The organism is Rhodonellum psychrophilum GCM71 = DSM 17998 (assembly GCF_000381545.1).
Classification (GTDB): Bacteria; Bacteroidota; Bacteroidia; order Cytophagales; family Cyclobacteriaceae; genus Rhodonellum; species Rhodonellum psychrophilum.
Window position 1 is genome coordinate 329755 of record NZ_KB906675.1, and the last position, 26966, is coordinate 356720.

Sequence of the window (26966 nt, forward strand, 5' to 3'; positions counted from 1 at the left end):
TGACATCATTTGTACAATTGGTTAGATCAGGATTCTAACGGGATCCTCGAGCAAACTTTTGAAGGTTTGGAGGAAGGCGGAACCGACAGCTCCATCCACTACCCGATGGTCACAGGACAAGGTGACTTTCATCAAATTCCCAATTTTAATTTGCCCGTCTTTTACAATGGCGGTCTCTTTGATCCCTCCAATAGCCATGATGCAGGCATCTGGTGGATTGACGATCGCAGTGAATTCATCTATACCAAACATCCCAAGATTGGAAATAGTGAAGGTATTTCCTTCCCAATCCTTCGGTTGAAGTTCTTTGTTTTTGGCTTTTCCTCCCAAGGATTTGGCTTCATTTGAAATCTGGGACAATGACTTACTGTCAGCAAATCTGATAACAGGAACCAACAAGCCTTCTTCTACAGCTACCGCCATACCAATGTGGATGTGGTCGTTGTACCTGATTTTATCACCCAACCAGGAAGTATTGACTTTTGGATGCTGACGCAAAGAAGCTGCTGCCGCTTTGATCACCATGTCATTAAAGGAGATTTTTACTGGGGAAATCTCATTCATGCTTTTTCTCGCCTCTATTGCCTTGTCCATGTTGATTTCCATGGTCAGGTAAAAATGCGGAGCAGTGAATTTGCTTTCGGCCAGTCGTTTTGCAATGGTTTTTCGCATTTGCGAAACTTTCTCCTCTCGGAACGATTCCTGTCCAATTGCTACTGGAGCGGCTCCCTGTGACGTTGCTGCAGCAGCTGGAGCAGCAGGTTTCTTGATACTCGCGGGATCAAATGTCTCAATGTCCCTCATGACAATCCTTCCTGCTTCACCGGATCCTTTTACAAGGGAAATGTCAATTCCTTTATCCGAAGCCATTTTTTTGGCTAAGGGGGAAGCTTTAATTCTCCCATTTTCTGAAGAAGGTTGCGCTACTTCGGAAACTGGAGCATCTTTTGTACTTTCTTTGGCTTTTGGCTCAGCAGGTTTTTCAGCGGTTTTTTCCTCAGAAGCCACTTCCTTGGAAGGTGCCTCCGATGCAGTGTTTTTTGATTTTTGAGCCTGAAGAAGTTTCTCGAAATCAGCTCCTTTTTCACCTATGATGGCAATCACTCCATCAATTTCAACAGAATCACCTGCCTCAACACCGATGTACAACAATGTACCATCCTCGTAGGATTCCAATTCCATCGTGGCCTTGTCAGTTTCCACTTCTGCCAGTATATCTCCGGATTTGATCTCATCCCCAACTTTCTTGAGCCAGGAAGAAATAGTTCCTTCCGTCATGGTATCACTCATCTTGGGCATGGTTATCACCGTGGCATGGATGCCCGAGATGTCCACATCTTCAGTTTTGGCTGGCTTTGGAGCGGCTTCTGGTTTTTCTTTTGGAGCTTCTTCTTTTGTCTCCTCGGAAGAAACCTCCTCTTTTTTATCTTCTTTTTTTGATGAGGGACTTCCCCCTCCTTCGATTTCCTTCAGTAAATCGGTTATGTTTTCACCTTTTTCACCAATGATGGCAATGACTCCATTGACGGGCACCGCATCTTTTTCTTGCACACCAATATGAAGGAGCACACCCTCATCATAGGATTCCAGCTCCATGGTTGCCTTATCGGTTTCCACTTCTGCCAATATATCTCCAGGTTTCACTTCATCTCCAACTTTCTTCAACCACGCAGCGATAACCCCTTCTTCCATGGTGTCACTCATCTTGGGCATTCGTATTATTTCGGCCATAAGCTTGTTTTCCTTATTCAAATTTTAAGCAGTCCAAAAATAGTTCTTAAAATATCCTTATTCAAATTTAATAATAGTATTTTCATGATCTTAAAGTTCACTTCACCACAGTTTGTTTTAAAATGCCATTGATCAACAAGACCGAATACGAAAATCCCAAATGGCTTTTCAACGGTCATTTGCAAACCATCGTGCCGGGATTGTTCAGAAACATCCAACCCTTAGCTTTTGAAAGAGAGCGCATTAACACTCCTGATGGAGATTTTTTGGATCTGGATTGGCTCAAGAACAACTCACAAAAACTCGTCATCATCAGCCATGGATTGGAAGGAAATAGCCAGAGACCTTATATGATGGGGATGGCTAGACAATTTTTCACAAAAGGATTCGATGTCTTGAATTGGAATTTCAGAGGTTGTGGAGAAGAAATTAATCTTAAACCTATTTTTTACCACTCTGGAGCCACTTATGACTTGGATACGGTGATCGAACATGCAGAAAAAAATTATGATGAGATTTTTTTGGTGGGATTTAGCCTCGGGGGCAATCTCACTTTAAAATATTTAGGGGAAGAAAGAAAACGGTCTCCTAAATTGAGAAAGGGTGTTGCCATTTCCGCACCAGTCCATTTGGAAAGTTCCTGCGAAAAAATATCCTCCCGGGAAAATTTCATGTACGCAAACCGCTTTCTCAAAACCTTAAAAGAAAAAGTAATTAAGAAAGCGCAATTATTCCCAAAAGAAATCTCCACAGGTACGCTAAGAAAAATAAAAACCTTGAGGGATTTTGATGATTTCTTTACTGGCCCCATTCATGGGTTTGATGACGCCCATGATTATTATGAACAAAATTCATCACTTTATTTCTTGGAAGGCATCAAACTTCCATCACTCATCCTGAATGCCCAAAACGATCCGTTTTTGAGTCCTAGATGCTTTCCTGTCAAACTGGGAAGAAATCTGGAAAATGTATGGATGGAATTCCCGAAATATGGCGGACATGTGGGATTCATCCAAAGAAAACAACAGGATATTTATTGGTCGGAACAAAGGGCATTTGAATTTATCACTGGAGATCAGTAATTTAAACTTTATTATTTACAACCACATGTGCGGCAGATATTCACTCAGCAAAAGTAAATTGGAATTGGAAGAAAGATACCAAGCGGAAATGCTGGAAGCTTTTGATCCAAGGTACAATATAGCACCCACCCAACTTGTCCCTGTAATCACTTCAGATAGTCCAAGGGGGTTTTCCCATTTTTACTGGGGAATAACCCCTGAATTTTCGAAGAACAAACCTGTCTCCCAAAAATTCATCAACGCAAGGGCCGAAACCATAACAGAAAAAATCTCCTTCAAATCTTCCTTTGAAAAAAGAAGGTGCCTCGTTCCCGCAGATGGTTTTTTTGAATGGAAAAAAGTTGGGAAAAAAATAAGGGTTCCCTACAGATTTACGCTGGCCGATGAAAGCCTATTTTCATTTGCTGGGTTATGGGAAGAATACGAAAATGAAAATGGAATTATCCAACATACCTTTTTGATTCTCACCACCAGTCCTAATGGACTGGTGGCTGATGTCCATGACCGAATGCCTGTCATTATCAAAAAGGAGGATGAGAAAAAATGGCTGGATAAATATTCCTCTGAAGACACTCTTTTGGATATCCTAAAAATCTACCCAGCAGATGGAATGATGTCCTACACAGTCTCGCCTTTGGTCAACCATGTGGGAAATGACAGCCCACAAATCTTGCGAAAAACGTCTCCTATGGATCAATTTGGAAACTATACCCTGTTTGGATAATGGCAAAAACCCACATTATTGACCTTTGCTTTTTGGAAACCCAAGAAGCCATTGCTTCCTTTTTGATAGAAACCAGTGATGGACCAATATTGATAGAAACGGGTCCGGAAAGCACTTTTCCACAGCTCCAAAAAGGAATTGAACAACTGGGGTTTCAACTTCAGGACATCAAGAATGTATTTTTAACCCATATTCATTTCGACCATGCAGGTGCTGCTTGGCAATTCTCAAAATTGGGAGCAAAAATCCACCTCCATCCCTTGGGATTGCCACATTTGGCATCTCCTGAAAAACTTTGGGAATCCGCTGCACGCATTTATGGAAAAGATATGGATCGGCTGTGGGGGAAAATGGAGCCCATTCCAGAAGCTTTACTCGTGCCTGTTGATCATTTGGAGATTATCCAAGTTGGAGATGTTTCTTTGAAAGCACTTCATACACCCGGACATGCGGTCCATCATATCGCTTGGAAATTGGATGGGGATATTTTCACGGGTGATGTAGCTGGGGTTAAAATCAACAATGGCCCGGTAGTCCCTCCTTGCCCCCCGCCGGATATCCACATTGAAAACTGGAAACACTCGATCCAATTCATTCTGAAGAACCAACCGATGAGGCTTTTTTTGACCCATTATGGAATCGTAGAAAACCCCGAAGAGCACTTAGAGGCACTTGACGATATTTTGGACACCTGGTCAGGATGGATGAAACCTTATTTTGAAAAGGGAATTCCACAAGAAGAAATCATCCCGGAATTCATGAAATATACCAAAAGTGAATTGGAGGCAAAAGGTGTGGATGCCAAAACCATACAAGTATACGAATACGCAAATCCAAGCTGGATGTCAGTCGCAGGATTGATGCGGTATTGGAAATTGAAAAGCCAGGGGAGGATTTAAAACTCGCCGTTAAAATAAATAAGCTTAAAATTGTCTTTTTTCAGTCCCTTGAGGCGTTTAATTTGTTATCCAGATACGAATTGGGATATTTGTCCTCTTTATCACCTGAAATTGATTTGAATAAACACCCAAAATAACGCATCCAGCAAATGAAAAGATCCAGAATAACAGGAGCAGGACATTATGTTCCCGAGCAAATCATCACCAACGAATACCTTTCCACCATCATTGACACCAATAATGAATGGATCGTGGAAAGAACCGGAATAGAAGAAAGAAGGTGGTTTACTCCTGGAATTGACACCGTGACCTCAATGTCTGTCAACGCTTCAAAAATGGCTTTGGACCGTGCTGGATTGACAGCAAAGGATATTGATTTCATCGTATTTGCCACCATCACACCGGATTATTTTGTGCCTGGAAACGGCGTATTGCTCCAGAGGGAATTGGGTATGCAGGGCAAACCTGCCCTTGACATCCGAAATGCATGTTCAGGATTCATTTATGCACTTTCAGTTGCAGATCAATTCATTAAGACGGGAATGTACAAAAACATCTTGGTCGTTGGCGCGGAGATTCAGTCCTCGGCATTGGACAAAAGTGATGCGGGAAGGTCCAGCACAGTCATTTTTGCCGATGGTGCGGGTGCTGTGGTATTACAGGCCGTCGGGTCAGATGAGCCGGGAATATTGTCCACACATCTGCATGCAGATGGAGATTTTGCCGAAGAACTTTACCTGAAAGATCCAGGAAGCAGCCGAGATGTCAGGCTTTCGCCAGAAATCGTGGAAAACCCAAGTTTCAAGATGTTCATGAACGGAAACGTGGTCTTCAAACATGCAGTAGTGAGATTCCAGGAAGTGATAGAAGAAGCACTTCAAACCAATCATAAGAATAAATCGGAAATTGACCTTCTGGTCACGCATCAAGCCAACCTGAGAATAAGCAATTACATTCAGCAAAAACTTGAGTTGCCCGACGAAAAAGTGTTCAACAATATCATGAAACTGGGGAATACAACCGCAGCAACCATCCCAATAGCCCTAAGCGAGGCCTGGGAACAAGGCAGACTGAAAGAAGGGGATTTGGTATGCTTAGCAGCCTTTGGAAGTGGATTCACATGGGCTTCAGCCTTGTTGTACTGGTAAACCCCGAAGGATGCCCGATCGAAGAGAAATCAACCTGGACTTATGGAAAAACAGAGATGTTTTTGAAGAAATCAACCTTCAGACAGAAAATTTCTTAAATATATTTTCTGAACTGGCCAATCTCATTTCCCTTGATCGGTTGAAATCTATCCATCCCTATTCGAAAGGGATGAAAATAAGCAAAGGAAATCAGCTTTCTCAATGCCCCTATCAGGTTCTGGATATTTTGCGGGATTTTCATCCCCAAACTGGCTTCAACATCCGTTTATTGAATTGGTTTGGACATGGCATGATGATTTTCCTCCATTATGCTCCGACAACAGCCATCCGCTTTCAAAAAACGATAGAACGCATCTCAACCGAATTTCATTTGAGCAAAACTTCAAGTCCTTGGGATTACAGCCAATTGATCTTAAGTCCTGACCCTGAACAGGTATTCGATGTTGCCATTCATCTTTCCGAATTCAACCATGTGCAGCTTTTCAAATTCATAACAATTGAGAAATGTAGTCAAAAAACACTTTTCATATTGACGAGAGAAGTAGAATCCATATTGGATTATCATTCTGGATGACTTCCTAATTTAATCAATTTAACCTAATTTAGAACTGTCCTTTAAGGATTCCGTATTTAAGAGCTGGAATTGAACGAAAACCTTATGAAATCAATTTTTGGAATTTTTGTCTTTGTTATACTATCAAGCCTTTCATTTGGACAGGAAGTAAACAAAATTGTCACAATCTATAATACAGACTCTACTTTCATGGGAACTGGGGTAATGCAAAATGGATTGATGGAGGGATTTTGGAGATTTGAAAACCCGAAAACAAACCAACTCATTCAAACCATGTTTTTTCAAAATGGCCTGAGAGAGGGGAAATCCATCAAGTACCACCCCAACAAAAATAAGCATGTAGAAGCTGAATACAAAGGCAATAAGCTCAATGGGGCGTTCATGGAATATGATGTGACGGGGGCATTAAAACTGGAATTGATTTTCAAAGACAGTATCCCTGTTGGTCCTTACAGGGAATACTACGGCCGCGCAGAAAACCCTGATTTTTTTAATCCCAAACAAATAAAGAAGGAAGGCGATTTTGTCAATGGGAAAAAAGATGGGAGATGGATCACCTATTATAATAGCGGCCAATTGGCGATAGTGGAGAACTACAAGAATGGCATTTTGGAAGGTCCATACATGGAATACAACGTAAATGGCCAGCTGATAGTAGAGGTAATGTATCAAAACAATTTTCCAAATGGACCATTTAAACGCTACTCCTTTGAAAACATGTTGGGTGAACAAGGAGAATACACAAAGGGCAGAAAAACAGGCAAGTGGATCACCTATTTTCCGGGGACAAGAATAGTCGAGTCGGAAAAATCCTATGATGCCAATGGTAACAGTTCGGGAGAATGGAAGTTTTACTACGAAAACAAAAGACTGGCAAGGGTTGAAAAATATGAAAATGGCGTTCCTGTAGGAACATGGGAAGAGTTTTTTCCCAACCAAAATTTGGCAAAAAGAAAAACTTATGCCCTGGGCATGCCTGTTGGAGAATACATCGAACACCATTCCAATGGAAATATATCAGTAACGGGTAAATATGAAAATGGGATGAAAGTTGGCTTATGGAAGAATTACTTTCCGGACGGAACGCTTTTTTCCATCGGAGAATACAAAAATGACTTGAAAACAGACCTTTGGAAATATTTCAACAAAATAAACATTCTGGTTGCAGAAGGGGAGTACATTTTAGGTTCAGAAAACGGACAATGGTTTTATTACTATGATGGCGGCCAATTAAAATCGGTTGGGAGTTATTTCCTGGGATTTGAAAATGGTATCTGGGGCTTGTTTTATGATAATAAACAATTGACTCAGGAGGAAACTTGGAGCAATGGTAGACTATTGAATGTCGGTGATTATTACAGTTATGATGGAAGTCAAATTCTCGACAAAGGAACTTTAAAAGATGGGAATGGAACAAGGATCACCTATTATATCACTGGAAAAAAAGAATCAGAAGGACAATACAAATCCGGAAAAGCAGATGGGACTTGGATCTATTACCATGAAAATGGACGGAAGGCTTCAGAGGGAAGTATGATTGACGGTAAGAAAGAAGGCCTTTGGAAGTATTTCAATACCAGTGGAAGACTGGAACAGATCATCACCTTCGAAGAAGATGAGGTGGTTCCGGAAAAGGAGCTAGAACCACTTATCAAGTTCAATCCATTTGATTAAAATTAAACACTGCTGGACTTTTAGGGTTTTAAAAAGAAAAAGACATGTTCGGACTATTTAAGAAAAAATCAGAATTAGAAAAGCTTCAAGAATCCTATAAAACAATTCTTGGAAAAGCGCACCTTGAATCGCAACGTGACAGGACCGCATCGGATAAATTGATGGCCGAGGCAGAGGAAATCGCAAAGAAAATTGATGCCTTGAAAGCCAAAGGGTAGTGGGTGAAAGACCGCAACCTTTTCATTGACTTCATTTGAATTCTAAAATTTCATTTAGGAAGTTGGGGGCAAGTAATGCTTTTGAAATTCAAAATTAATTCTTTGGGCGACAGATAATCGACCGAAACCATATCATTGAACCATTTAAAGCCTTGAGACAGAAACTCAGGGCTTTTTTTTGCCTTATTCTAATCGAAAATCAAATAAAATCGGTATTATTTGAAAGCTAAAAAAGATTAATATTTTGCTAAATCGATTTTCTTATTATTTTAATTCTTCAATTCAATAATAATCAAAACTTTTATTTTAATCCCCCCGTAAAACCAACTAATATACTTAACCAAAACTATTATGAAAAAGACGACAATCCTCAATTTCGGGCTTCTCCTAATGCTCACAATTGGGATGGCTAAATATAACAATGCTGAAGCTTCCCAACCATACGGTGTAAATTTTCAAATATTCTATAATGAGTTAAGTCCTTATGGCGATTGGGTAATGGATCAAACATACGGATATGTTTGGATACCCAATGTGGATCGAAATTTCCACCCCTACTCCACCAATGGATATTGGACAATGACCAATTATGGCAACACTTGGGTTTCCGATTATTCTTGGGGATGGGCACCGTTTCACTACGGAAGATGGCTCATGGATGATTTCTACGGATGGGCCTGGGTTCCTGGCTATGAGTGGGGACCAGCTTGGGTGAATTGGAGAACAGGAGGTGGGTATTATGGTTGGTCACCTTTGGCCCCAGGAATTGGAATAAATGTTTCTATCAATTTTCACAGAAACCACTGGGTTTTTGTTCCCCAAAGAAGATTCAGACATAGAAACTTCCACAGGTACCATGTTCCAAGTTATCAGGTTGTGAATATTTACAACCGTACTACCATTATCAACAACACCTATGTGTACAACAACACCACTTACGTGACTGGACCAAGCAGGAGAGAAGTCGAAAAAGTAACAAAGCAATCTGTACCTGTATACGAAGTTAGAAACAGCGAAAGAGCTGGAAGAACCACAGTTAGCAATAATTCCGTGGCGATGTACAGACCTGAAGTAAATAATTCACGAAGCGTAACTGCTGCACAGCCAAAACCATCTAGAGCATTTACGGCCGAAGAGTACAGATCCAAATCTATGGGGACTTCCATAAACAACCCAGTAGCAACGCCTTCTAGAAACCAAGCCAATACAGCAAATGCGAATGGCGCTTTAGCACCAGAAAGGACGAGAAGTATTCCCTCAAACACTGCCGCGAGTAATCAGCAAAATATTCCTACAAACAGGAATACCCGAAGTGAATCAGGGAATATCGACACCAATAGAAAGCCAAGTGCCGTTTCTAGTCAGGGAGGGGTAAATCAAGGAACAATAGCCCCTACAAGGACCAACGGGACTCGAGAATCGGCGGCGCAAAGTAGCAAACCCACTCAAGAAAGGATATCCACTCCTGCAGTGAGGACTCAAGCTGCACCGGTGCGAGAAAGCAGAACTGCGCCAGCCCAACAAACGCCAAGAAACTCTGGAGTGGTCCAAGGAGAAACAAGAAGCAATCAAAGGGTCAGCACAGCTCCACAGACACAAAATAGAAATAACGGCACAGTGACAAGCGGAAACTCTTCAAGCAGGAACTCTACTCAAGCCAGCCAACCCACAAGGTCAAACACTAGGGTTTCTGCCCCTACCAACAACACAAGGGGCGAGACAGTCACCACTGGAAGCAGGACCACCAGTACCAATCGATCCAGAGGAGGAAATTAAAAGAGGAGGCAAATTGCCTCCTCTTTTAATTTCCTCTTACTTTCTTGAAAAGTCATCTTCAACGCGAACAATATCCTCCTCGTTGGAGGGATTGCTTGGATCGGTATGCATCCATATTTCTGCAACGATGCCCCATGAATTTTTCCCTACAAGACGGTGCCTTTCACCTTGCGCCAAACGAATCAGCACTCCGATTTCCAAATCATTTTCCAAACCCACTTGGTCTGTGTCACTTCTGACGATTCCTCCTTCTCCTGCCACCAACTTCCAGATTTCAGACCTTCTGTGATGGTATTGCCAAGAAAGTCTTTTGTGAGGACCCACGATTAATATTTTGGGACTTAATTTTTGTTTGAGTTGGGCATCATCCAAATCCAATTCTGCAAAAAACATTTCCTTGAATGCGAGGATTTGATCTTCCTTGATTGCGAAAAATCCACCCCATGGCCTTTCCATATCCTCACGGATGATCTCAAAACCTTTTTCTTGGAGAAGTACTCTTATAAAGTCAAATAATTCTTCTTTTGAACCAAAAGAAGCCAACTGTTGATTTTCAATCATAATATTGTATTTGATACACCTTAGAATCTTCTCCAAAAATATATATTTTTTCCATAAACATCCTCCAAAAAAGCGATCCTTGCCAAAACAAAATGGATTTGGGGAATTTCGGAGATTCTTTTTAGAAACACCCTCTCTCAAATGCTTTTAAGGCTGAATTTTTAAGCACCTTCTCCTAACATTTTTTATTTTTTTGATGAAGCCCTTTTGAATTTTTTGAAAAAATCACGTAATTGAAAAATTAAATTTTGTGTATGAATCTTATTGACCCGAAAAAATCCTTAGATCAAAAAGAAGGTGTTGTAGAAACCAAAAACTACATCAATAAAATCAAACTTATCAAAAACCTTTATTCAAAAGGAAGCAATACCGCGGGTGAAATATGCAATGAAGTAGGCATTAGCCTTCCGACAGTCAACTCACTCTTGGCAGATTTAATGACTTCTGGCGAGGTCATTAAACAAGGCAGGGCAGAATCTCAGGGGGGGCGAAAACCCGATCTGTATAGGTTGGCAGAAGATTCTTTTTATGTCCTTTCTGTAGACATCAGCAAATTCAGGATCCGAACGGCCATTTATGACAGTTCAAATAAGGCCATTACGGATGCGAAAACAATGAAAATCACATTGAACAACGAAAAGGAGACTTTCGAAAAAATATGTGATTTTATCCAACAGCATTTGGCCAGCTCCCAACTTCCCGAAGAAAAAGTAATCGCCGTGGGGATTTCCATGCCCGGCTTGATTGATTCCATCCACGGCGTCAACCATACTTATCTGAAATTTGGTAAAAAAAGTCTGGTGGACAGTTTTGAATCCAGGTTGGGAAGAAAAGTGTTTTTGGAAAATGACGCGAGGGCGATGACCTTGGCCGAATTCAAATTTGGCCATAACGACAATTTCAAAAATGTATTGGGTATTTTTATTGGATGGGGCATCGGTTTGGGAATCATCATCGATGGCAAAATATACCAGGGAGCTTCTGGATTTGCCGGTGAATTCAGCCACTCCCCCATTTTTGAATCCAGAGAGATTTCCTGCGTTTGCGGAAAAAAAGGTTGTCTTGAGTCCGTTGCCTCCGGCACAGCGATTGTCCGAATGGCAAAAGAGGCGATTGAGAGTGATGTTGAATCCATTTTAGGGAGAATGGCAAAAGAAAATCAGGGAGAAATCGAACCGATTTTGGTGGTGGAAGCCGCACTTGCAGGAGATCAGAGGGCAATAACGATTTTGTCTGAAGTTGGATTGAACTTGGGAAGAGGCATATCCATTTTGATCCAACTGCTCAATCCTGAATTGATCATCATTGGCGGTTCAGTTGCAGAAGCAAAGCAATATCTCATTACACCCATTCAACAAGCCCTCAATATCTACAGTATGGCAAAATCCCGTGAGAATACACAGCTCTCCCTTTACAAACTGGGAAAAGAGGTCGGTTTACTTGGGGGAGTGGCTGTGGTGAATGAAAAAATATTTGATGACATTCTTCAATAAAAAAAAATAAAATCATCAGACATCTTCGTTTGAAAAAATGAATGTGGTGGTTTCTATATACAAAACTGGCTGTATCCGGAATCATTTCCCAAGTTGGATCAAGGACACAAGGGCTCTTCGCCAATGTTTTAAGATGGAATTAGGCATGTCTCGTTCAGACTTAGAGAGTCGACAATACATGCGCCTTACGTTATGAATCGATGGCATCTGTTCCATTGTGAAGGCCTACAATTATCAATCCTTTGAAAAAAATTTATCTTGATTCTCTTATCAAGACCTTTACACTCAATCTTTCTCAATCTTCATCGTTGATTCCCGAATATGAAATTTTGTAGGCAAGACCACTTTCATGGTGTGTGCTTCATCATTGTCATTTTTCAACTGGAGAAGAATCCCTTCCATCAACTTTTCCGCAATCAGTTCCAGTGGTTGTTCTATCGCAGTGATTTTTGGTTGGTAAAGGTTGAAGAAAAAGTGGTCATCAAAGGTGACTATGGAGATATCACTTGGGATTTGTGAATTTAACTGCTTAAGGGCTGCCAATCCCTTAAGCGCCAAAAAATTTGTCGCAAATAAAATCGAATCCAATTTGGGGGAAGTTTGGATAAATTTCTGGATGACCTCAATGCTTTCCCTCTCAGAAATTGCTCCTTCATAGGACATTTTTAAGATGTTGGTTTGAAATCCGTTTTCAAGCATGGTTTTCACATATCCTTTCAACCTATCCTGCATTTGATTTTGATCGGAGTCAAGCGTCACGAAACCGACATACTTACAGCCTGTTTTGATCAAATATGCAGTGGCATCCGCTGCACTTTTTTCATTTTCAATAATTACATAGTTGCAGTCTACCGCTGGAAGCCATCGGTCAAACAACACGACTGGAAAATCTTCGTCCAACAACTCCTGAATGGTTACTTCCAAATCGGGAGTGGGTGTAATGATAAAGCCATCCACATTTCTATTTTTGAAGGTTTCAATCATTTCTTTCGCTTTCTCCGGCTTATTTTCGGTGCTGCAATAGATGATTTTATACCCGTTTACATAAGCTTTTTCCTCAATCAATTTGGCTATGGTTGAAAAAAAATAATTGGATATATCCTCCACCATAAATACAATGACCTTAGATTTTCCCGATCTCAGGCTTTGGGCCAAATGACTTGGCTTGTAATTTACTTCCTTGATGTATTCCTCAACTTTTAGGGTAAGTACATCGCTAATCCTTTTTTCTTTGGCTTTACCATTGATGACAAAGGAAACTGTGGTAATGGAAACCCCCAATTCCTTGGCGATATCCTTAATGGAGATTTTTTTCTTGGCCATTCTCTGTAATGTTACCCAAATTTATTTTCACTGAACTGATAAAATTAAAAACCATCAAACAAGCTGTTTGATGGTTTTTAATCCAACATAGCCAATTTTCAAACCCCAAACCTCATCCTAAGGTATAGATTCAAAAAAAGAATCCTTTCAGGATTGAATTTAATTTGAAATCCTTCTGAAATGTGCGTTCATAAAAATACTTGTTTTCATAAACTTCACACGTTTTAAAACAAATATTTTTTTGGGATTCCAAAAGAATGGAAGCACCTCGAAAATAATTGTCGAAAAAAAGGGCCACCGAATCGGTGGCCCTTTCAATTTATTTGATGAATAACATCTCGCGATATTTGACAAGTGGCCAGGATTCATCATCCACCAAAAGCTCAAGTTTATCGACAGCATACCTGATTTTTTCAAAGTACATATCTTTCACCTCTACGCTATAACCTTTTGCGCGCTTGGTAAGATTCTCCTCCTTATTCAATTGCTTTCTAGCTTCAGTCATGCCGATGACATTGGATTTAACCGATTCTAAATGACGGCTGATTTCCTTTATGGTATCTATGGCAGCAGTATTGTCCAATCCCAAACCTTGTAAACCATTTGCATTTTTGATCAATTTATTTTGATACAAAATGGCCGTAGGAATGATATGGTTCAAGGAAAGATCTCCCATTACCCTGGATTCGATCTGTACCTTTTTGATATAATTTTCCAACATGATTTCATGTCTTGCGTGCAACTCTATGCTGGAAAGCACATTGTGCTTAATGAAAACCTCAGCTGATTTTTTATCAAGATAGGTATCCAGTGCAAAAGGAGTGCTTTTCAAGTTGGAAAGTCCTCTTTTTTCTGCTTCCTTCTCCCATTCTTCAGAGTAACCATCTCCTTCGAATCTTACTTTTTTGCTTTCTTTGATGTATTTTCTCAAGACATTGACAATCGCCAATTTCTTCTCTTTACCACCATTCATCTCCTTCTCGATATCCTTGGAAAGATTTTTCAAGGTTTCTGCCACGATTACGTTCAACACGGTCATCGGTCCAGCCACATTCGCTTGAGATCCTACAGCCCTGAATTCAAACTTATTCCCGGTAAAGGCAAAAGGAGAAGTCCTGTTTCTATCTGTGTTGTCCAATATGATTTCCGGGATTTTGCTGATTCCCAGTTTCATGTACATATTGTCACCTTTCTCGATTTTGATATTCCCATTTTTCTCCAATTCATCCAAAATTCCACTAAGCGTAGAACCAAGGAATACAGAAATGATCGCAGGAGGTGCTTCATTGGCGCCCAATCTAAAGTCATTGCCTGCTGAGGCAATACTTGCTCTTAGAAGATCGGCATAGTCATAAACTGCCTTTACGGTAGCGATCAGAAAAGTAAGAAATTGAAGATTTTCTCTAGCAGAATTGCTCGGCTGGAAAAGATTGACCCCGGTATCCGTGATCAAAGACCAGTTGTTGTGTTTCCCGCTACCATTGACTCCGGCAAAGGGTTTTTCATGGAATAAGACTTTCAGGTTGTGCTTTTCAGCGGCCTTATCCATCAGATCCATCAGCAATTGATTGTGGTCCGTCGCGATATTGATTTCTTCAAACAATGGCGCAACTTCAAACTGCCCTGGAGCTACTTCATTGTGTCTTGTGGAAACCGGGATACCCAATTTAAGCGCCTCGATTTCAAATTCCATCATGAAATCCTTCACCCTCGTTGGAATTGATCCAAAATAATGGTCATCCAATTGTTGTCCTCTTGCAGGATTGTGTCCAAAAACACTTCTTCCGGACATCACCAAATCAGGTCTTGTCGCATAGAGTGCTTTGTCTATCACAAAGTATTCCTGCTCAACACCCAATGAAGGAGTGATTTTCCTGACATTTCTGTCAAATAATTGACAAATTTCAACAGCAGCATCATTGATGGCTTCCATTGATTTCAACAATGGCGTTTTGTAATCCAAAGCTTCGCCAGTGTAGGCTACAAATATCGTAGGAATACAAAGTGTCTTATCGAAAATAAATATTGGGGAAGATGGATCCCAAGCAGTATAACCTCTTGCTTCAAATGTGGATCTAATCCCACCATTCGGGAATGAAGAGGCATCAGGCTCTTGTTGGACCAAAGCAGATCCTTTGAATTTCTCAATTCCAGCCTGAGCATCAAAGAATGAATCATGTTTCTCAGCAGTGGAACCTGTCAAAGGCTGAAACCAGTGCGTATAATGTGTTACTCCTTTGGAAAGTGCCCATGTTTTCACAGCTGAACCAATTTCCTCAGCAGTACTTGAATCTATTTTGCTTCCCTTATCGATGGCCTCAACAACCTTTTTGAAAACGGATGGTGCCAAAGATTCTTTCATTTGCTTGATACCGAATACATTGGTACCATAATAATCAGAGATTTTGTTGGATGGCGGGACAACTGGAACGCGTTGCCTGTTTTGTGCCATCATTAATGCTGTTTGTCTTAAAGTTGCCATTTTCTACAATATGTGGTTTGATTTAATACCCACAAAAATAGGAATTATTATTAATTTACAAGATAAAGACTCTTTTTAAAGGCATTTTTTCAAAATATTTACATTAATTCTAATAAATAGGCGTCATTTTTAATAAAGACAGCTAAAAAACCGATCAATTTGAGCCTAAAATAGAAAATTGAAAAATACAGGAGAATAATTAACTTTGTGACCTTCATAAAAAAGGAATTGAGTTGAAAAAGGTAGCGTTTTATACATTGGGATGTAAATTGAATTACTCTGAGACTTCCTCGATCAGCAGGATGTTTGAGCAAAAGGGGTATTTAAAAGTAGATTTTGATCAAAACCCTGATATTTTTATCATCAACACCTGCTCGGTGACTGAAAATGCCGATAAGAAGTGTAAAAAGATCGTCAAAGAGGCAAAAAAAATCTCACCAAATGGTTATGTGGCCATTATTGGTTGCTATGCACAACTCAAGCCCCAAGAAATTGCCCAAATTCCTGGTGTGGATGCTGTACTGGGCGCGGCCGAAAAATTTCGGCTGATCGAATTGTTGGATGGATTTGCAAAGGAGCAGGAAACCAAAGTTTTGACTTCAGAAATCCAGGAAGCCACCACATTTAACAATGCTTTTTCGATCAATGACCGAACCAGGACATTCCTTAAAGTCCAGGATGGTTGTAATTATGGTTGTGCTTTTTGCACAATTCCCCTTGCCAGAGGAAAAAGCAGAAGCGATACTATTTCAAATATCCTTGAAACTGCGAGGGAAATTGCCTTGACGGATGTAAAAGAAATTGTCCTTACGGGAGTGAATATCGGGGATTTTGGTATTCACGATGGTCGAAGAAAAGAGAATTTTGAGGATCTGGTAAGAGCATTGGATGAAATCGAGGGAATTAACCGATTTCGGATTTCTTCCATCGAACCCAACCTGCTCACCAACGAAATCATCAAATTTGTCGCACAATCCAAGCGATTTGTCCCCCATTTCCACATCCCCCTTCAGTCAGGAAGCAATGAAATCCTGAGAAAAATGGGTAGGAGATATCTTCGGGAACTCTATGTGGATAGGGTTAATAAGATCAAAACATTGATGCCTCATTGCTGTATTGGGGTGGATGTAATCGTTGGGTTTCCGGGTGAAACGGATGAACTTTTCTTAGAAACCTATAACTTCCTGAATGAATTGGATATTTCCTATCTCCATGTTTTTACCTATTCGGAGCGGGCCAATACCCGTGCTGTCGATATGGAAGGGATCGTTCCCATCAAAAAGCGGAACGAAAGATCTAAAATGCTCAGAATTCTGTCCGAGAAAAAGAAGCGGAAGTTTTATGATGAAAATCTGGGCCAAACTTATACTGTCCTTTTTGAAGAGGATATTGAGAACGGCAAAATGCATGGATTCACAGAAAACTATATCCGTATTGCTGCCAAATATGATCCAATATTGATCAATGAACTGAAGTTGGTGACATTATGGGAAATCAATCCAAGCGGTGCTGTGGATGCAGTCGAACCCGAAACGGAATATCAAAGCCATTAACCTTAATTCCTAATCGGTCATTCCTTACATCCTTATGGGAGAATTAGATTGAGAAAAACAAGCAAAAAAATCAAATAGGACCCTTTAACCCATGTCAAGCAGGCCAATTCAACTCCATCCTGTGATTGCTTAAAAATCAGTTTTTGACTTCGCCATATCCGTACGATACCTTATTCTTCAAATAGTCTGATTTTCTTCCAGTTTCAATACTTAACAGGAAAACCAATGCATGCTTCGGGTTAAAGCAGATCCCCATCTTTTGATCCCAACGCCATTCACTTTGTCAGCATCTATTTGGTTTGATGGCAAAAAGAGCCCCACAGCCAAAAATCAAGACAGGGAAGCTTCACTAAAAACATCCCCCTTGTTCAATTGCAATTTTTAGACAAAAAGATGATTTAAGGATTTCAAGGCAACTGGAGAAAAGAATAAAAATGCAAATTCATTTAAACTCTCCCTTATAGAATTGCTTTGTGGCATAATCAACAGCCCTTGCGGTCAATGCCATATAGGTAAGGGAAGGATTTTGGGTTCCTGTTGAGGTCATGCAGGCCCCATCCGTCACGAAGACGTTTGGTGCCAAATGAAGTTGGTTTTGTCCATTGAGCATGGAGGTACGCAAGTCTTTCCCCATGCGTACACCTCCCATTTCATGGATATCCAAGCCAGGAGCTTGCTTGCTGTCTTTTCTTCTGATCTCTATACAACCCGCTTTGGACAACATCACTTCGCCCTGCTCAAAAAAGTCCTGGAGGATTTTCTCATCATTATCATCATAGCTGACATCGATTTTTAACAATGGAATCCCCCATTCATCCAGTTTATCTGGACTTAAAGTGACTTGGTTGGATGCTTTGGGTATCGTTTCCCCTTGCATCATCATATATACACCCCAATTGCCTGGGATAGCATTGGCTTCTTTGAATGCTGCTCCAAAAGGTGCATTGGGACTATTTCCCCAACCTGCACGTCCAGCCGTATAAAAAGTCATGTATCCCCGTAGAAAATCTGTTTCTTGTTTCTCTACATTTCTGAAATTAGGCATCATGACTGCTGTGGGTCTTCTTCCGAAATCATAGCGGTCCTCAAAACCTGGCATTCGGGCGGTGATTGACCCTCTATAATTGTGAAAGGCTATATATTTCCCCAAGAGATCATGATCATTTCCCAAACCATTGGGAAATCTTTTGGAGGTTGAATTCATAAGAATCAAATTCGTATTCAGAGCACCGGCGTTCAAAAACACAATAGGGGCAAAATATTCATAAGTTTCCTTAGAAAGTCTATCAACAACCCTTACTCCTTTGACTTTCTCCTTATCATCATCATAAATCAGGGAATGCACCACCGCGTCAGTCCTAAGGGTAAGGTTTCCAGTCTTCTCGGCAGCAGGCAAGGTGGATGCATTTGAGCTAAAATATGCTCCAAATGGACAACCACGATAACATTGATTTCTAGCCATGCATCGTCCTCTTCCTTGATCCAAATGTATTTTTTTTGGAGCCGTCAAATGTGCGCAACGACCGATGATTACATCTCGATCTGAAAAATTTTCCGTAATGCCTTTTTGGATTTCCTTTTCGACACAATTCATTTCCCAAGCCGGTAAAAATTCACCGTCGGGAAGCGTTTCCAGTCCATCATAATTCCCACTGATCCCGACAAATCGCTCTACGTGACTGTACCATGGCGCAAGATCGGCATACCTAATCGGCCAATCGACTGCATACCCGTCTCGGGCCGGGCCTTCAAAATCAAATTTGCTCCATCTCTGGGTTTGCCTAGCCCAGATTAAGGATTTACCCCCAACTTGATATCCCCTGACCCAGTCAAAGGGTTTGTCCTGTAAATAGGGATGTTCTTTGTCCTTCACGAAAAAATGTTGTGTGTCCTCTTTGTATGCGTAGCATTTGTTGACGACCGGATTTTCCATTCTATCCTTCAGGGGAATGCTATTTCTGTGGGGCATTTCCCAAGGAGCTGCATTCATCGTTGGATAATCTTTGAGGTGCCTAACTTCCGGCCCCCTCTCCAAAACCAAGGTTTTCAGCCCTTTTTCACAGAGTTCTTTGGCGGCCCATCCACCACTAATCCCAGAACCTATTACAATGGCATCAAAGCGGATATTCTCCATCCTTATTAATTTTTACTCATATCTTAGCGATTCAATAGGATCAAGCCTACTGGCTTTGTATGCAGGAAAATAGCCAGATCCAAGTCCCACGACAATACAAATCACAAAGGCAACCAAAATCCAAAACCAAGGTATCAAGAAACCACCCGGCCCGATAATATTGGCGACGATATTGCCTATTCCTATTCCCAAAATCACTCCTAAAATCCCGCCAAGAATACAAATCACGATTGCCTCAATCAAAAATTGCTGCCTTATCCTCAATGGAGTTGCCCCCAGAGCCTTTCTGATACCGATTTCCCGAGTCCTTTCTGTCACGGACACCATCATGATATTCATCAAACCGATGGAGGCTCCCAATAAGGTGATGAATCCAATGGAAAACCCACCTATCCTAAGGTAGCCTGCGACCTCCTCCAAACTCTCAGAAACGGATCGGCTTTTGGCGATCTCGAAAGAGTCCTCCTGCCCTATCCTATCCTGTCTGATATTTCTCATGATTCCAGTAGCCTGTCCCATCTCATAATCCAATTTTGTTGGATCTGATCCACTTGCGGTAATGCTGTATCTGAAAGTCCCTCGGCTATCCAACCTACTTGCATTTTCAATGGGAATAAAGATCGCTCTGTCCGCTCCAGGCCCAGAACCTACCCCACCCTGTTTCTCAAGGATACCAACGATTGTGTATTTCCTTCCAAAAAATGAAATCTGTTGATTTAGTGGATTCTCTTCTTTGTCAAAAAGGGTGTCTATCAATTCCACGCCGACGATACAGACATTGTTCCCATATTGAACTTCTGTCATACTGAAATTTCTTCCGGTTTCTATCTTTATCCCTTTAATCTGAAAATACAAGTCATCTGCTCCGGTAACTCGGGTATTTGGATTTGTTTTTTTGGAACCTCTTTTGATTTCGGCTGCACCAGATACCGTTGAAAAAATGGTGGACGCGCCGATGCTGTTAAAACTAGACTTAAAAACCTGTGCCTCCTTATATTTAACCAATGGATAGGATTTTTCCACCTTCCCCTCCTGAACAGCTCTTCCTCCAGAAAACCCCTTGGACCGTATATCGAAATTATTGGCCCCCAATCCTGAAAAACTCTCTTCTATCTGCGCCTTTATGCCATCAATGGCAGTCAACATGCCAACCAGCGAGGTGATGCCTATTGCAATGATCAAACCGGTCAAAATAGTCCTTAGCAAATTGGCTTTAACGGATCTCAAAGCCTCCTTAATATTTTCGAGCAAATTCATAAAACGTTCATATTAGAACAAAAATAAGGCTTTACAACCCATAACTAAGTATAATATTAGGGATAATCCTTAAATATTGGACCATATCCTCCCTTTATTTTTGGCTACACATTCAAAAATCAAAAGAATGCGCTGTAAACCCGCTACCTGTACTCTTTGGGTCTGGTTTTGAACAGAAATCTTCTACTGGAATTGGAAATTTTTTCTTGAATTTGAAATGGTTTTAAACAAAGAAAAAGCATTCCCTTCATGACCACCAAACAACTCAATCAAACAACGGCCAACTGATCCCAATATCCAATGCTCCCTTTAGTCCGGTAAAATCAGGAGTGACAAAATATCCAGGCTCGGACAACAGGTTGCTGTTGACGTGGTTGTACCGAAGCAAAATCCTTGTCCGATTGATTCGGGCATTCAGGAAGAAATCCACCACCGGATAGGCGAGAACTTGAAACGCGTTTTGCAAATAAAACTGCTGGATGGCGGGACTGTAGGCTTCCGCAAAATTATCACTTCTGTATCTTCCCTCCAATCCAATCTGGACAAACAGCTTCTCATTAAACAATGGACTGTCGAAGAAAACCCTGGAATTGATGAATAGCTCAGGAATCCTGAAGTTATCCGCACCCTCTCCCGTGATCAGGGTATATTGAATTTCCGATTCCCAAAAAAACTTTTTCTTGAGATTAAAACTGGATTTCAAGCCTGGAATCACCATAAATGCTCCTCCAGAAGCCTGAGTAGCTTGCTGAAATTCATTGAAAAAGATATAGTTATTTACTCGGTTCAAGGTAATGTTCGGCCGCAAGGTCCAGCTGGGGAAATCCAATTTGATAACCCCTTGAATCTGATCCACGCCAACATTTGAAAACCTATTGCTCCAGCGGTGATGGTTTCCTCGGTACACTTCTTGGATGGAAGTTGGCTTGGATACTGACTTCGTATAAGAGGCTTCCAAAAAAGGGGAGACGAACAAACCGTGAATCCTAAATGCACCAGGAAGCAAGTATTCACCTTCCGCCTCAAACCTCCATTTTTCACTCAAATCTCCTCTCAAGGCTCCTCCAATATACAATTCATCAAATCCATTTGGATTGCCCAAAAATGGACTTTTCATTTTACCTGTACGAAATTTTACAAATGCATTGTAATACAACAAGCCAATATCCCCTTTGAAACCCACTTCATTTCTCCATTCCGAAAAATGATTTTCATTGGCGGTACTGTCTCTAGTATTGAATCTTAAGGGATTGTACAGATCAAAAAACGTTGAATCAGTAGAATTGAGATTTGTTTTAAACGAAACCACCTGTTTTCTTTTGTCAAAAACGTGATACACCTGCCAACCTTTCAGCAGCTCATATTCCTGGTAAAGATGAAGATCCTGTCTCAAATCCGTTGCCCTTGAATTCCTAAGCCAAACTTTGGCATCTTCATAGGTATAATACAGAGATGTGGAATCCACTTCGGGTGGAATGATTCCACCTTGCTCTCTTGCAGTATGTTTCATCCTTGTGAAATTGGACAAAAGCATATACTTGTCATTGTCAGATTTGTAGTTGGTATGAATCGAATAGGAGGTTTGGTCTGCGGCATTGTCATCCCTTGCATTTGGATTCAGCGTTTTCCTCGCTTTAATGGTGTTTAGATTGAATCCTACATTCCACTTGGACGTCACATTCCTGGCAAAAGTCAAATCAAGCATATTTCTATTTCCCCCACCAAAAAAGGCGGACATATTCGTATACGGAGACTTGGTATCAAAATACTTCAGACTGTCAGGCGAGTGGTAATAAAGATCGTAGGCATTGAATCCTGAGGTGGTCCCGATCATTTTGGGCGCCTGAAAAAAGATAGGTTTGGCCGCCGTCCCCAAATTCCCAAGATCCTGGTATTTCCAACCTGACTTGGCCACTGGCTCATAATAATGGAAATTGTTCAAGACCGTGTCGACCTCGTGCTTGATAACTCTGTTTTGCTTGAGGTCTTTTTCAAAAAAATACAAGGTGGTTTTGGGACCAAAAACCATCTTGGTGGAATCATCGATCAATTTCTTTCTTCCTCCACTTTCCGAGCTTACCTCTTGATCAGGATCTACCGTTTGTCTTTCTCTGGCAGGAGGATTGATCGGTCTGGTGGGTATTTGGGCCCATGCAGCTTCGCTGAAAAGCAGCATAAGAAAAAATACGGGCAACCAATTCTTAAAACTCACGGATATAACCTTTTTCCTGAACAATTTTTGTAATATTTTCATAAATATACCGCTGATCTGCCTCATTCAGGTCAGCTTTTACAGGCAAGGCAAAAATCGGAATTTCTATCAAATAATCACGGAATTTAGGATCTTTTAGTTTCCCAGCATCTTTTTCGGTAGTCAAAACCATCACATCCTGATATTGGTCAAATCTCTCCCTGATTTTTTGAACGTCTTCCACCGTATAGAAATAATGATCCCGATAGGTCATCGTTTCAACCAATTCAAATTTTTTCTCCACATATGCTTTCAACACTTGGTCATTTGCGATGCCTGAAACCAAAATCACTTTTTGTTTCAACTGCTGCCCGCCTCCAAAAACGGAATAAGGTGTTCCATATTTCAAGCCTGCAAAAAAAACCGGACAATCGGGTTTGGAATATTTCCTGATTTCAGCTTTGTATATAATTTTCTGGTCATCCGGTATCCCTTCTGGGCATTTGGTCACAATGATCAAATCTGCCCGTTTGGCGCCCTTGGCATTTTCCCTTAAGGTGCCCACTGGAAGGACTTTATCTCTGAAAAATGGTTTTTGATAAGTTGTCAATAAAATCCGATAATCTGCATTCACATACCTGTGCTGAAAAGCATCATCCAAAACTATCAACTCCGTTTCGGGTCGGTGAAAAAGTATTTCAGGAATCGCCAATACCCTCTCCTCCCCCACGGCTACAGTTACTTGTTTTCCGTATTTGGTCAAAAGCTGAAAAGGCTCATCTCCGATCTCGTGTGGCCCCAACCCTTCCTTCCCGAGCAAAAATCCCCTGGATTTTCTCCCATAGCCTCTACTGAGCGTTGCCAATTGAAAGTCCTTCATCAGCAACTCAATAAGAAATTCTACCAAGGGGGTTTTTCCTGTCCCTCCCATGCTTAAGTTTCCAACCACAACGGTCGGAACCAAAAATTCAGTGCTTTTCTTTTGTCCGCTGTCAAACATCCCATTTCTCAAACGGGTCACTCCATCATACAGAAGGGCAATTGGATAAAGCAGAGGGTCATACCAGCGCATTGGCTATTTTTCCTTAATTTTGAACAAAAGTAAAATAAATTATGGTTTATACGATCAGGGAAATAGTTTCTTACCTCGAAAAAATCGCTCCCCCAGCCTATCAAGAATCCTATGACAATGCCCAATTGATCACGGGAAACCCATTGGATGTGGCAAAAGGAATACTTTGTACACTTGATGTTACAGAAGAAGTGATTGAAGAGGCAATTTCCTTAGGATGCAATATGGTTGTTGCTCACCATCCGATTATTTTCAAAGGCTTGAAAAGTCTTACCGGGAAAAATTATGTAGAAAGAACGGTAATCAAAGCAATCAAGCATGATATTGCGATTTTTGCCATGCATACCAACCTTGATCATATTGCTGAAGGGGTCAACAAAAAAATTGCCGACCGACTTGAATTGACCAACACAAGAATTCTCCAACCCAAAAAAGAAATCCTGTCCAAACTGGTCACTTTTGCTCCTTTGGAAGCTACCGAAAAAGTGTTGGCTTCTATATTTGCAGCTGGGGCAGGCCATATAGGCGAATACTCAAATTGCAGCTTTATCTCTGATGGGACTGGAACGTACACACCTTCGGAAAAATCCAATCCGCATAAGGGAAGCCAGGGAAAACCCCACAAAGAACCCGAAACAAGAATCGAGGTTCTGCTGCCCAGTTATTTGGAAGGAAAGGTGTTGCATGCGCTTAAGGCCGCCCATCCGTATGAAGAAGTCGCCTACTATATACAAAAGATCGAAAATGAAAATCAGTCCGTTGGTGCAGGTATGATCGGTGAATTAGCAAGTCCCATGGATGGAAATCAATTTTTGAGTTTCCTAAAACAAAAAATGGAACTAAAGATTCTGAAGCACACAAGACTGCTGAACAAACCCATTCAAAAAGTGGCAGTATGTGGTGGTGCAGGAATTTTCCTGTTGAACCAAGCCAAAAAATCAGACGCAGATATCTTTATCACAGCGGACATCAAATACCACGAGTTCTTTGATGCTGAAAATCAATTGGTTATTTGTGATATTGGACATTACGAAAGCGAAATTTACACAAAAGAGTTAATCTTGGAGATATTGTCACGAAATTTTAGTAATATTGCACTCTATTTTACAAAAGTAGTTACGAATCCCATAACTTATATATAGTACATGGAAAGTACCGTTGCACAGAAACTCGAAGCCATACTCAATCTTCAAAAAATAGATTCCCGTCTAGATTCCATTGTCAAAATCCGCGGCGCCCTGCCTGAAGAAGTGCAGGACCTTGAGGATGAGATTATTGGATACGAAACAAGACTCGAAAAATTCAGTAAGGATATTGCGGCCCTTGATGATGATATCAAGAGATATAAAGAAAATATCAAGGAGTCCGAAAAACTTATTAAGAAGTACCAGGAACAACAAATGAATGTCAGAAACAACAGGGAGTATGACGCCATTACAAAAGAACTGGAACTTCAGGATTTGGAAATTCAGGTTTCAAAAAAGAAAATTGCAGAAGCTCAAGTAAGAATTGAAGGAAAAAACAAGGATTTAGATGCCTTGAACGAAATCCTGAAAGACCGAAAAAAGGATCTTACAAACAAGCAGGAAGAACTTGAAACCATTGTTTCAGAAAGTGAATCCGAAGAAAGCAAACTCAGGAATGACCGTGAGAAAGCTTCCAAGAAAATTGAAGAAAGACTTTTGAAGTCTTACGCCAAAATAAGGGAAAATGCCAAAAACGGACTGGCAGTAGTAATGGTGAAAAGAGAAGCCTGCGGAGGTTGCTTTAACATCGTACCGCCACAAAGACAAGCCGATATTCGAGAAAAGAAAAAGCTGATTGTCTGCGAGCACTGCGGAAGAATCCTTGCTGGTGTAGAAGATGAAATCGAGGAGGAAAACGCTCCAAAGAAAAAAAGAAGCAAAGCTTAACAGCATTCTAAAAGCCCGACAATCTCGGGCTTTTTTTTTATTTTTATTCTCATTTTCAATAAACACTTGATTTTCAATTTCATTTTTTATAGTTTGGTAACATGAAAAAATTGTTATCACTTCTATTATTCTGTTTCCTTTGCAACTTTGCTTACAGCAAAGACCCTGGGGAAAAGACTTTCTTGGTGATATTCGATAAATCAGAATTGAAGGAAAACAAAAGCACTGCTGCTTTTATCGAATTAAGCTTGATGGGTATTTTCCAAACAAGGTCTTATTCGGGAAACTCGGATGCTGCGATTTTGGTGAAAATCCCCAACTCCACTATGGACAAATGCCAATTGGGAGAATTCACTGTGAGGTTGAACAAAAATGAAACACTTTCCTTGAATGAAATCGCCTTTCAAATTATTGACTTGAATGAATCAAAAGAGGTTTATCAGGAATTATTGGCCTCCTTCGAGGAAAAAACCCAGAAAATCAAAAAAGCTGAAAGAGCTGTCAAATCAGCACCAGCTCCTTGAGATGATCTCCAGAATTGAATTTTTCTATTTTGAATGTACCCAGGTCATCCCGATGTAGTAAATACAAACCGAGATTCTGGTGTAAAAAAACATCCATATATCTCAGGTCATATCTCAACAAGTAACAAAGAAGAATGCGCATGGCTCTTCCATGCATACAAATAAGGATGGTCTCTCCCTCTTGAGCAAGTATTTTTTCAATTCCCTTCTCCAGTCTTTGACTGACCATTACTGGACTCTCACCACCTTCGATGGCATAATCCAAATCGCCGGAAGCCCATGTTTCCAACATGGAATTGTAATAGGTATTTTCCTCAGGAGTCATCGGCACTCCCTCATATCTCCCCCAACTGATCTCGTTGAGCTCAGGAATGGATTCACTGGGAATCCCCAGGTCAATGAATGATTGGATGGATTGCCGGGTTCTTTGCAATCCTGTATAATAAACCTTGTCGAATGGAACATCTTTATAGGCATCAAAAAATGCAGCTGCCTGCTTGTGTCCGTTCCAGTTTAAGGGAGCATCTATTCCGCTTCCCTGAACGATTCCTTTTAGATTATAGTCTGTTTGTCCGTGACGGACTAAGAAGATTTTTTTACTTAGCAAGATTCTCTATTTTTGTTCTAGATTTCAAAG

Annotated in this window: 22 protein-coding genes; 13 read left to right on the forward strand and 9 right to left on the reverse strand. The window is 40.8% G+C overall.

Annotated elements, in window-relative coordinates; translation table 11 throughout:
• Positions 1-21: 21 nt before the first annotated feature.
• Complete coding sequence (locus tag F824_RS0107475; protein ID WP_019597250.1) at positions 22-1731, reverse strand: pyruvate dehydrogenase complex dihydrolipoamide acetyltransferase; 1710 nt, start codon at positions 1729-1731, stop codon at positions 22-24.
• A gap of 122 nt (positions 1732-1853) precedes the next feature.
• Between F824_RS0107475 and F824_RS0107480 the strand changes: the two genes are divergently transcribed.
• The 8 genes from F824_RS0107480 (at position 1854) to F824_RS25645 (ending at position 9826) form a co-directional block, all read left to right on the forward strand.
• Positions 1854-2813 (forward strand): YheT family hydrolase, encoded by a 960-nt coding sequence (locus tag F824_RS0107480; RefSeq protein ID WP_019597251.1) that lies wholly within the window; start codon positions 1854-1856, stop codon positions 2811-2813.
• Positions 2814-2838: 25 nt separating this feature from the next.
• A complete protein-coding gene (locus F824_RS0107485; RefSeq protein ID WP_019597252.1) occupies positions 2839-3537 on the forward strand; it encodes an SOS response-associated peptidase in 699 nt (232 codons plus the stop codon).
• Positions 3537-4436, forward strand: coding sequence for an MBL fold metallo-hydrolase (locus F824_RS0107490; RefSeq protein WP_019597253.1), 900 nt, complete (start codon positions 3537-3539; stop codon positions 4434-4436). The genes F824_RS0107485 and F824_RS0107490 overlap by 1 nt, the downstream gene beginning before the upstream one ends.
• Positions 4437-4585: 149 nt before the next feature.
• A complete protein-coding gene (locus tag F824_RS0107495) occupies positions 4586-5584 on the forward strand; it encodes a 3-oxoacyl-ACP synthase III family protein (protein WP_019597254.1) in 999 nt (332 codons plus the stop codon).
• Positions 5585-5594: 10 nt separating this feature from the next.
• Complete coding sequence (locus tag F824_RS0107500) at positions 5595-6158, forward strand: hypothetical protein (protein WP_019597255.1); 564 nt, start codon at positions 5595-5597, stop codon at positions 6156-6158.
• Positions 6159-6242: 84 nt separating this feature from the next.
• Positions 6243-7832: a toxin-antitoxin system YwqK family antitoxin gene (locus F824_RS0107505; protein ID WP_019597256.1), complete on the forward strand. Its 1590-nt coding sequence runs from the start codon at positions 6243-6245 to the stop codon at positions 7830-7832.
• 44 nt (positions 7833-7876) lie between these two features.
• Complete coding sequence (locus F824_RS27450) at positions 7877-8050, forward strand: Lacal_2735 family protein (protein WP_019597257.1); 174 nt, start codon at positions 7877-7879, stop codon at positions 8048-8050.
• 351 nt (positions 8051-8401) lie between these two features.
• The gene (locus F824_RS25645) at positions 8402-9826 is read left to right on the forward strand and encodes a DUF6600 domain-containing protein (RefSeq protein WP_031327036.1); all 1425 of its coding nucleotides are present in this window, start codon (positions 8402-8404) and stop codon (positions 9824-9826) included.
• Between the two features lie 36 nt (positions 9827-9862).
• On the opposite strand, the gene F824_RS0107520 is transcribed toward F824_RS25645, so the two are convergent.
• Positions 9863-10387: a cupin domain-containing protein gene (locus tag F824_RS0107520; protein WP_019597259.1), complete on the reverse strand. Its 525-nt coding sequence runs from the start codon at positions 10385-10387 to the stop codon at positions 9863-9865.
• A 254-nt stretch (positions 10388-10641) separates the two neighbouring features.
• Between F824_RS0107520 and F824_RS0107530 the strand changes: the two genes are divergently transcribed.
• Positions 10642-11880, forward strand: coding sequence for an ROK family protein (locus tag F824_RS0107530; RefSeq protein WP_019597261.1), 1239 nt, complete (start codon positions 10642-10644; stop codon positions 11878-11880).
• A 285-nt stretch (positions 11881-12165) separates the two neighbouring features.
• Here F824_RS0107530 and F824_RS0107535 read toward each other — a convergent pair whose 3' ends face one another.
• Entirely contained in the window at positions 12166-13203 is a 1038-nt protein-coding gene (locus F824_RS0107535; RefSeq protein ID WP_019597262.1) for a LacI family DNA-binding transcriptional regulator, read from the reverse strand.
• A gap of 319 nt (positions 13204-13522) precedes the next feature.
• Positions 13523-15685, reverse strand: coding sequence for a glutamine synthetase III family protein (locus F824_RS0107545; RefSeq protein ID WP_026333558.1), 2163 nt, complete (start codon positions 15683-15685; stop codon positions 13523-13525).
• 233 nt (positions 15686-15918) lie between these two features.
• Here F824_RS0107545 and mtaB point away from each other — a divergent pair, with 233 nt between their 5' ends.
• Positions 15919-17238, forward strand: coding sequence for a tRNA (N(6)-L-threonylcarbamoyladenosine(37)-C(2))-methylthiotransferase MtaB (mtaB, locus tag F824_RS0107550; protein WP_026333559.1), 1320 nt, complete (start codon positions 15919-15921; stop codon positions 17236-17238).
• Between the two features lie 442 nt (positions 17239-17680).
• Here mtaB and F824_RS0107560 read toward each other — a convergent pair whose 3' ends face one another.
• The 4 genes from F824_RS0107560 to lpxK form a co-directional block, all read right to left on the reverse strand.
• Positions 17681-19372 (reverse strand): GMC oxidoreductase, encoded by a 1692-nt coding sequence (locus F824_RS0107560; protein ID WP_019597267.1) that lies wholly within the window; start codon positions 19370-19372, stop codon positions 17681-17683.
• 12 nt (positions 19373-19384) lie between these two features.
• Positions 19385-20629 carry an ABC transporter permease gene (locus F824_RS0107565; protein ID WP_019597268.1) on the reverse strand — a complete coding sequence of 415 codons (1245 nt, stop codon included), beginning with the start codon at positions 20627-20629 and terminating at the stop codon, positions 19385-19387.
• Between the two features lie 265 nt (positions 20630-20894).
• Positions 20895-22841 carry a putative porin gene (locus tag F824_RS0107575; RefSeq protein WP_026333560.1) on the reverse strand — a complete coding sequence of 649 codons (1947 nt, stop codon included), beginning with the start codon at positions 22839-22841 and terminating at the stop codon, positions 20895-20897.
• Entirely contained in the window at positions 22831-23892 is a 1062-nt protein-coding gene (lpxK, locus tag F824_RS0107580; RefSeq protein WP_019597271.1) for a tetraacyldisaccharide 4'-kinase, read from the reverse strand. The genes F824_RS0107575 and lpxK overlap by 11 nt, the downstream gene beginning before the upstream one ends.
• Before the next feature lie 41 nt (positions 23893-23933).
• On the opposite strand from lpxK, the gene F824_RS0107585 reads away from it, so the two are divergent.
• The 3 genes from F824_RS0107585 to F824_RS0107595 all read left to right on the forward strand — a co-directional run bounded on the left by F824_RS0107585 (position 23934) and on the right by F824_RS0107595 (position 26329).
• A complete protein-coding gene (locus F824_RS0107585; RefSeq protein ID WP_019597272.1) occupies positions 23934-25034 on the forward strand; it encodes a Nif3-like dinuclear metal center hexameric protein in 1101 nt (366 codons plus the stop codon).
• A 3-nt stretch (positions 25035-25037) separates the two neighbouring features.
• Positions 25038-25805, forward strand: a complete 768-nt coding sequence (locus F824_RS0107590) for a zinc ribbon domain-containing protein (protein ID WP_019597273.1) — start codon at positions 25038-25040, stop codon at positions 25803-25805.
• 101 nt (positions 25806-25906) lie between these two features.
• A complete protein-coding gene (locus F824_RS0107595) occupies positions 25907-26329 on the forward strand; it encodes a hypothetical protein (RefSeq protein ID WP_019597274.1) in 423 nt (140 codons plus the stop codon).
• On the opposite strand, the gene F824_RS0107600 is transcribed toward F824_RS0107595, so the two are convergent.
• Positions 26307-26936 (reverse strand): histidine phosphatase family protein, encoded by a 630-nt coding sequence (locus F824_RS0107600; RefSeq protein ID WP_019597275.1) that lies wholly within the window; start codon positions 26934-26936, stop codon positions 26307-26309. The genes F824_RS0107595 and F824_RS0107600 overlap by 23 nt on opposite strands.
• Positions 26937-26966 lie beyond the last annotated feature (30 nt).

Bases quoted from the DNA above. Each gene is read 5' to 3' on its own strand.
- F824_RS0107475 (WP_019597250.1), bottom strand. From the start codon at position 1,731: ATGGCCGAAATAATACGAATGCCCAAGATGAGTGACACCATGGAAGAA.
- F824_RS0107480 (WP_019597251.1), top strand. From the start codon at position 1,854: ATGCCATTGATCAACAAGACCGAATACGAAAATCCCAAATGGCTTTTC.
- F824_RS0107485 (WP_019597252.1), top strand. From the start codon at position 2,839: ATGTGCGGCAGATATTCACTCAGCAAAAGTAAATTGGAATTGGAAGAA.
- F824_RS0107490 (WP_019597253.1), top strand. From the start codon at position 3,537: ATGGCAAAAACCCACATTATTGACCTTTGCTTTTTGGAAACCCAAGAA.
- F824_RS0107495 (WP_019597254.1), top strand. From the start codon at position 4,586: ATGAAAAGATCCAGAATAACAGGAGCAGGACATTATGTTCCCGAGCAA.
- F824_RS0107500 (WP_019597255.1), top strand. From the start codon at position 5,595: ATGCCCGATCGAAGAGAAATCAACCTGGACTTATGGAAAAACAGAGAT.
- F824_RS0107505 (WP_019597256.1), top strand. From the start codon at position 6,243: ATGAAATCAATTTTTGGAATTTTTGTCTTTGTTATACTATCAAGCCTT.
- F824_RS27450 (WP_019597257.1), top strand. From the start codon at position 7,877: ATGTTCGGACTATTTAAGAAAAAATCAGAATTAGAAAAGCTTCAAGAA.
- F824_RS25645 (WP_031327036.1), top strand. From the start codon at position 8,402: ATGAAAAAGACGACAATCCTCAATTTCGGGCTTCTCCTAATGCTCACA.
- F824_RS0107520 (WP_019597259.1), bottom strand. From the start codon at position 10,387: ATGATTGAAAATCAACAGTTGGCTTCTTTTGGTTCAAAAGAAGAATTA.
- F824_RS0107530 (WP_019597261.1), top strand. From the start codon at position 10,642: ATGAATCTTATTGACCCGAAAAAATCCTTAGATCAAAAAGAAGGTGTT.
- F824_RS0107535 (WP_019597262.1), bottom strand. From the start codon at position 13,203: ATGGCCAAGAAAAAAATCTCCATTAAGGATATCGCCAAGGAATTGGGG.
- F824_RS0107545 (WP_026333558.1), bottom strand. From the start codon at position 15,685: ATGGCAACTTTAAGACAAACAGCATTAATGATGGCACAAAACAGGCAA.
- F824_RS0107560 (WP_019597267.1), bottom strand. From the start codon at position 19,372: ATGGAGAATATCCGCTTTGATGCCATTGTAATAGGTTCTGGGATTAGT.
- F824_RS0107565 (WP_019597268.1), bottom strand. From the start codon at position 20,629: ATGAATTTGCTCGAAAATATTAAGGAGGCTTTGAGATCCGTTAAAGCC.
- lpxK (WP_019597271.1), bottom strand. From the start codon at position 23,892: ATGCGCTGGTATGACCCTCTGCTTTATCCAATTGCCCTTCTGTATGAT.
- F824_RS0107585 (WP_019597272.1), top strand. From the start codon at position 23,934: ATGGTTTATACGATCAGGGAAATAGTTTCTTACCTCGAAAAAATCGCT.
- F824_RS0107590 (WP_019597273.1), top strand. From the start codon at position 25,038: ATGGAAAGTACCGTTGCACAGAAACTCGAAGCCATACTCAATCTTCAA.
- F824_RS0107595 (WP_019597274.1), top strand. From the start codon at position 25,907: ATGAAAAAATTGTTATCACTTCTATTATTCTGTTTCCTTTGCAACTTT.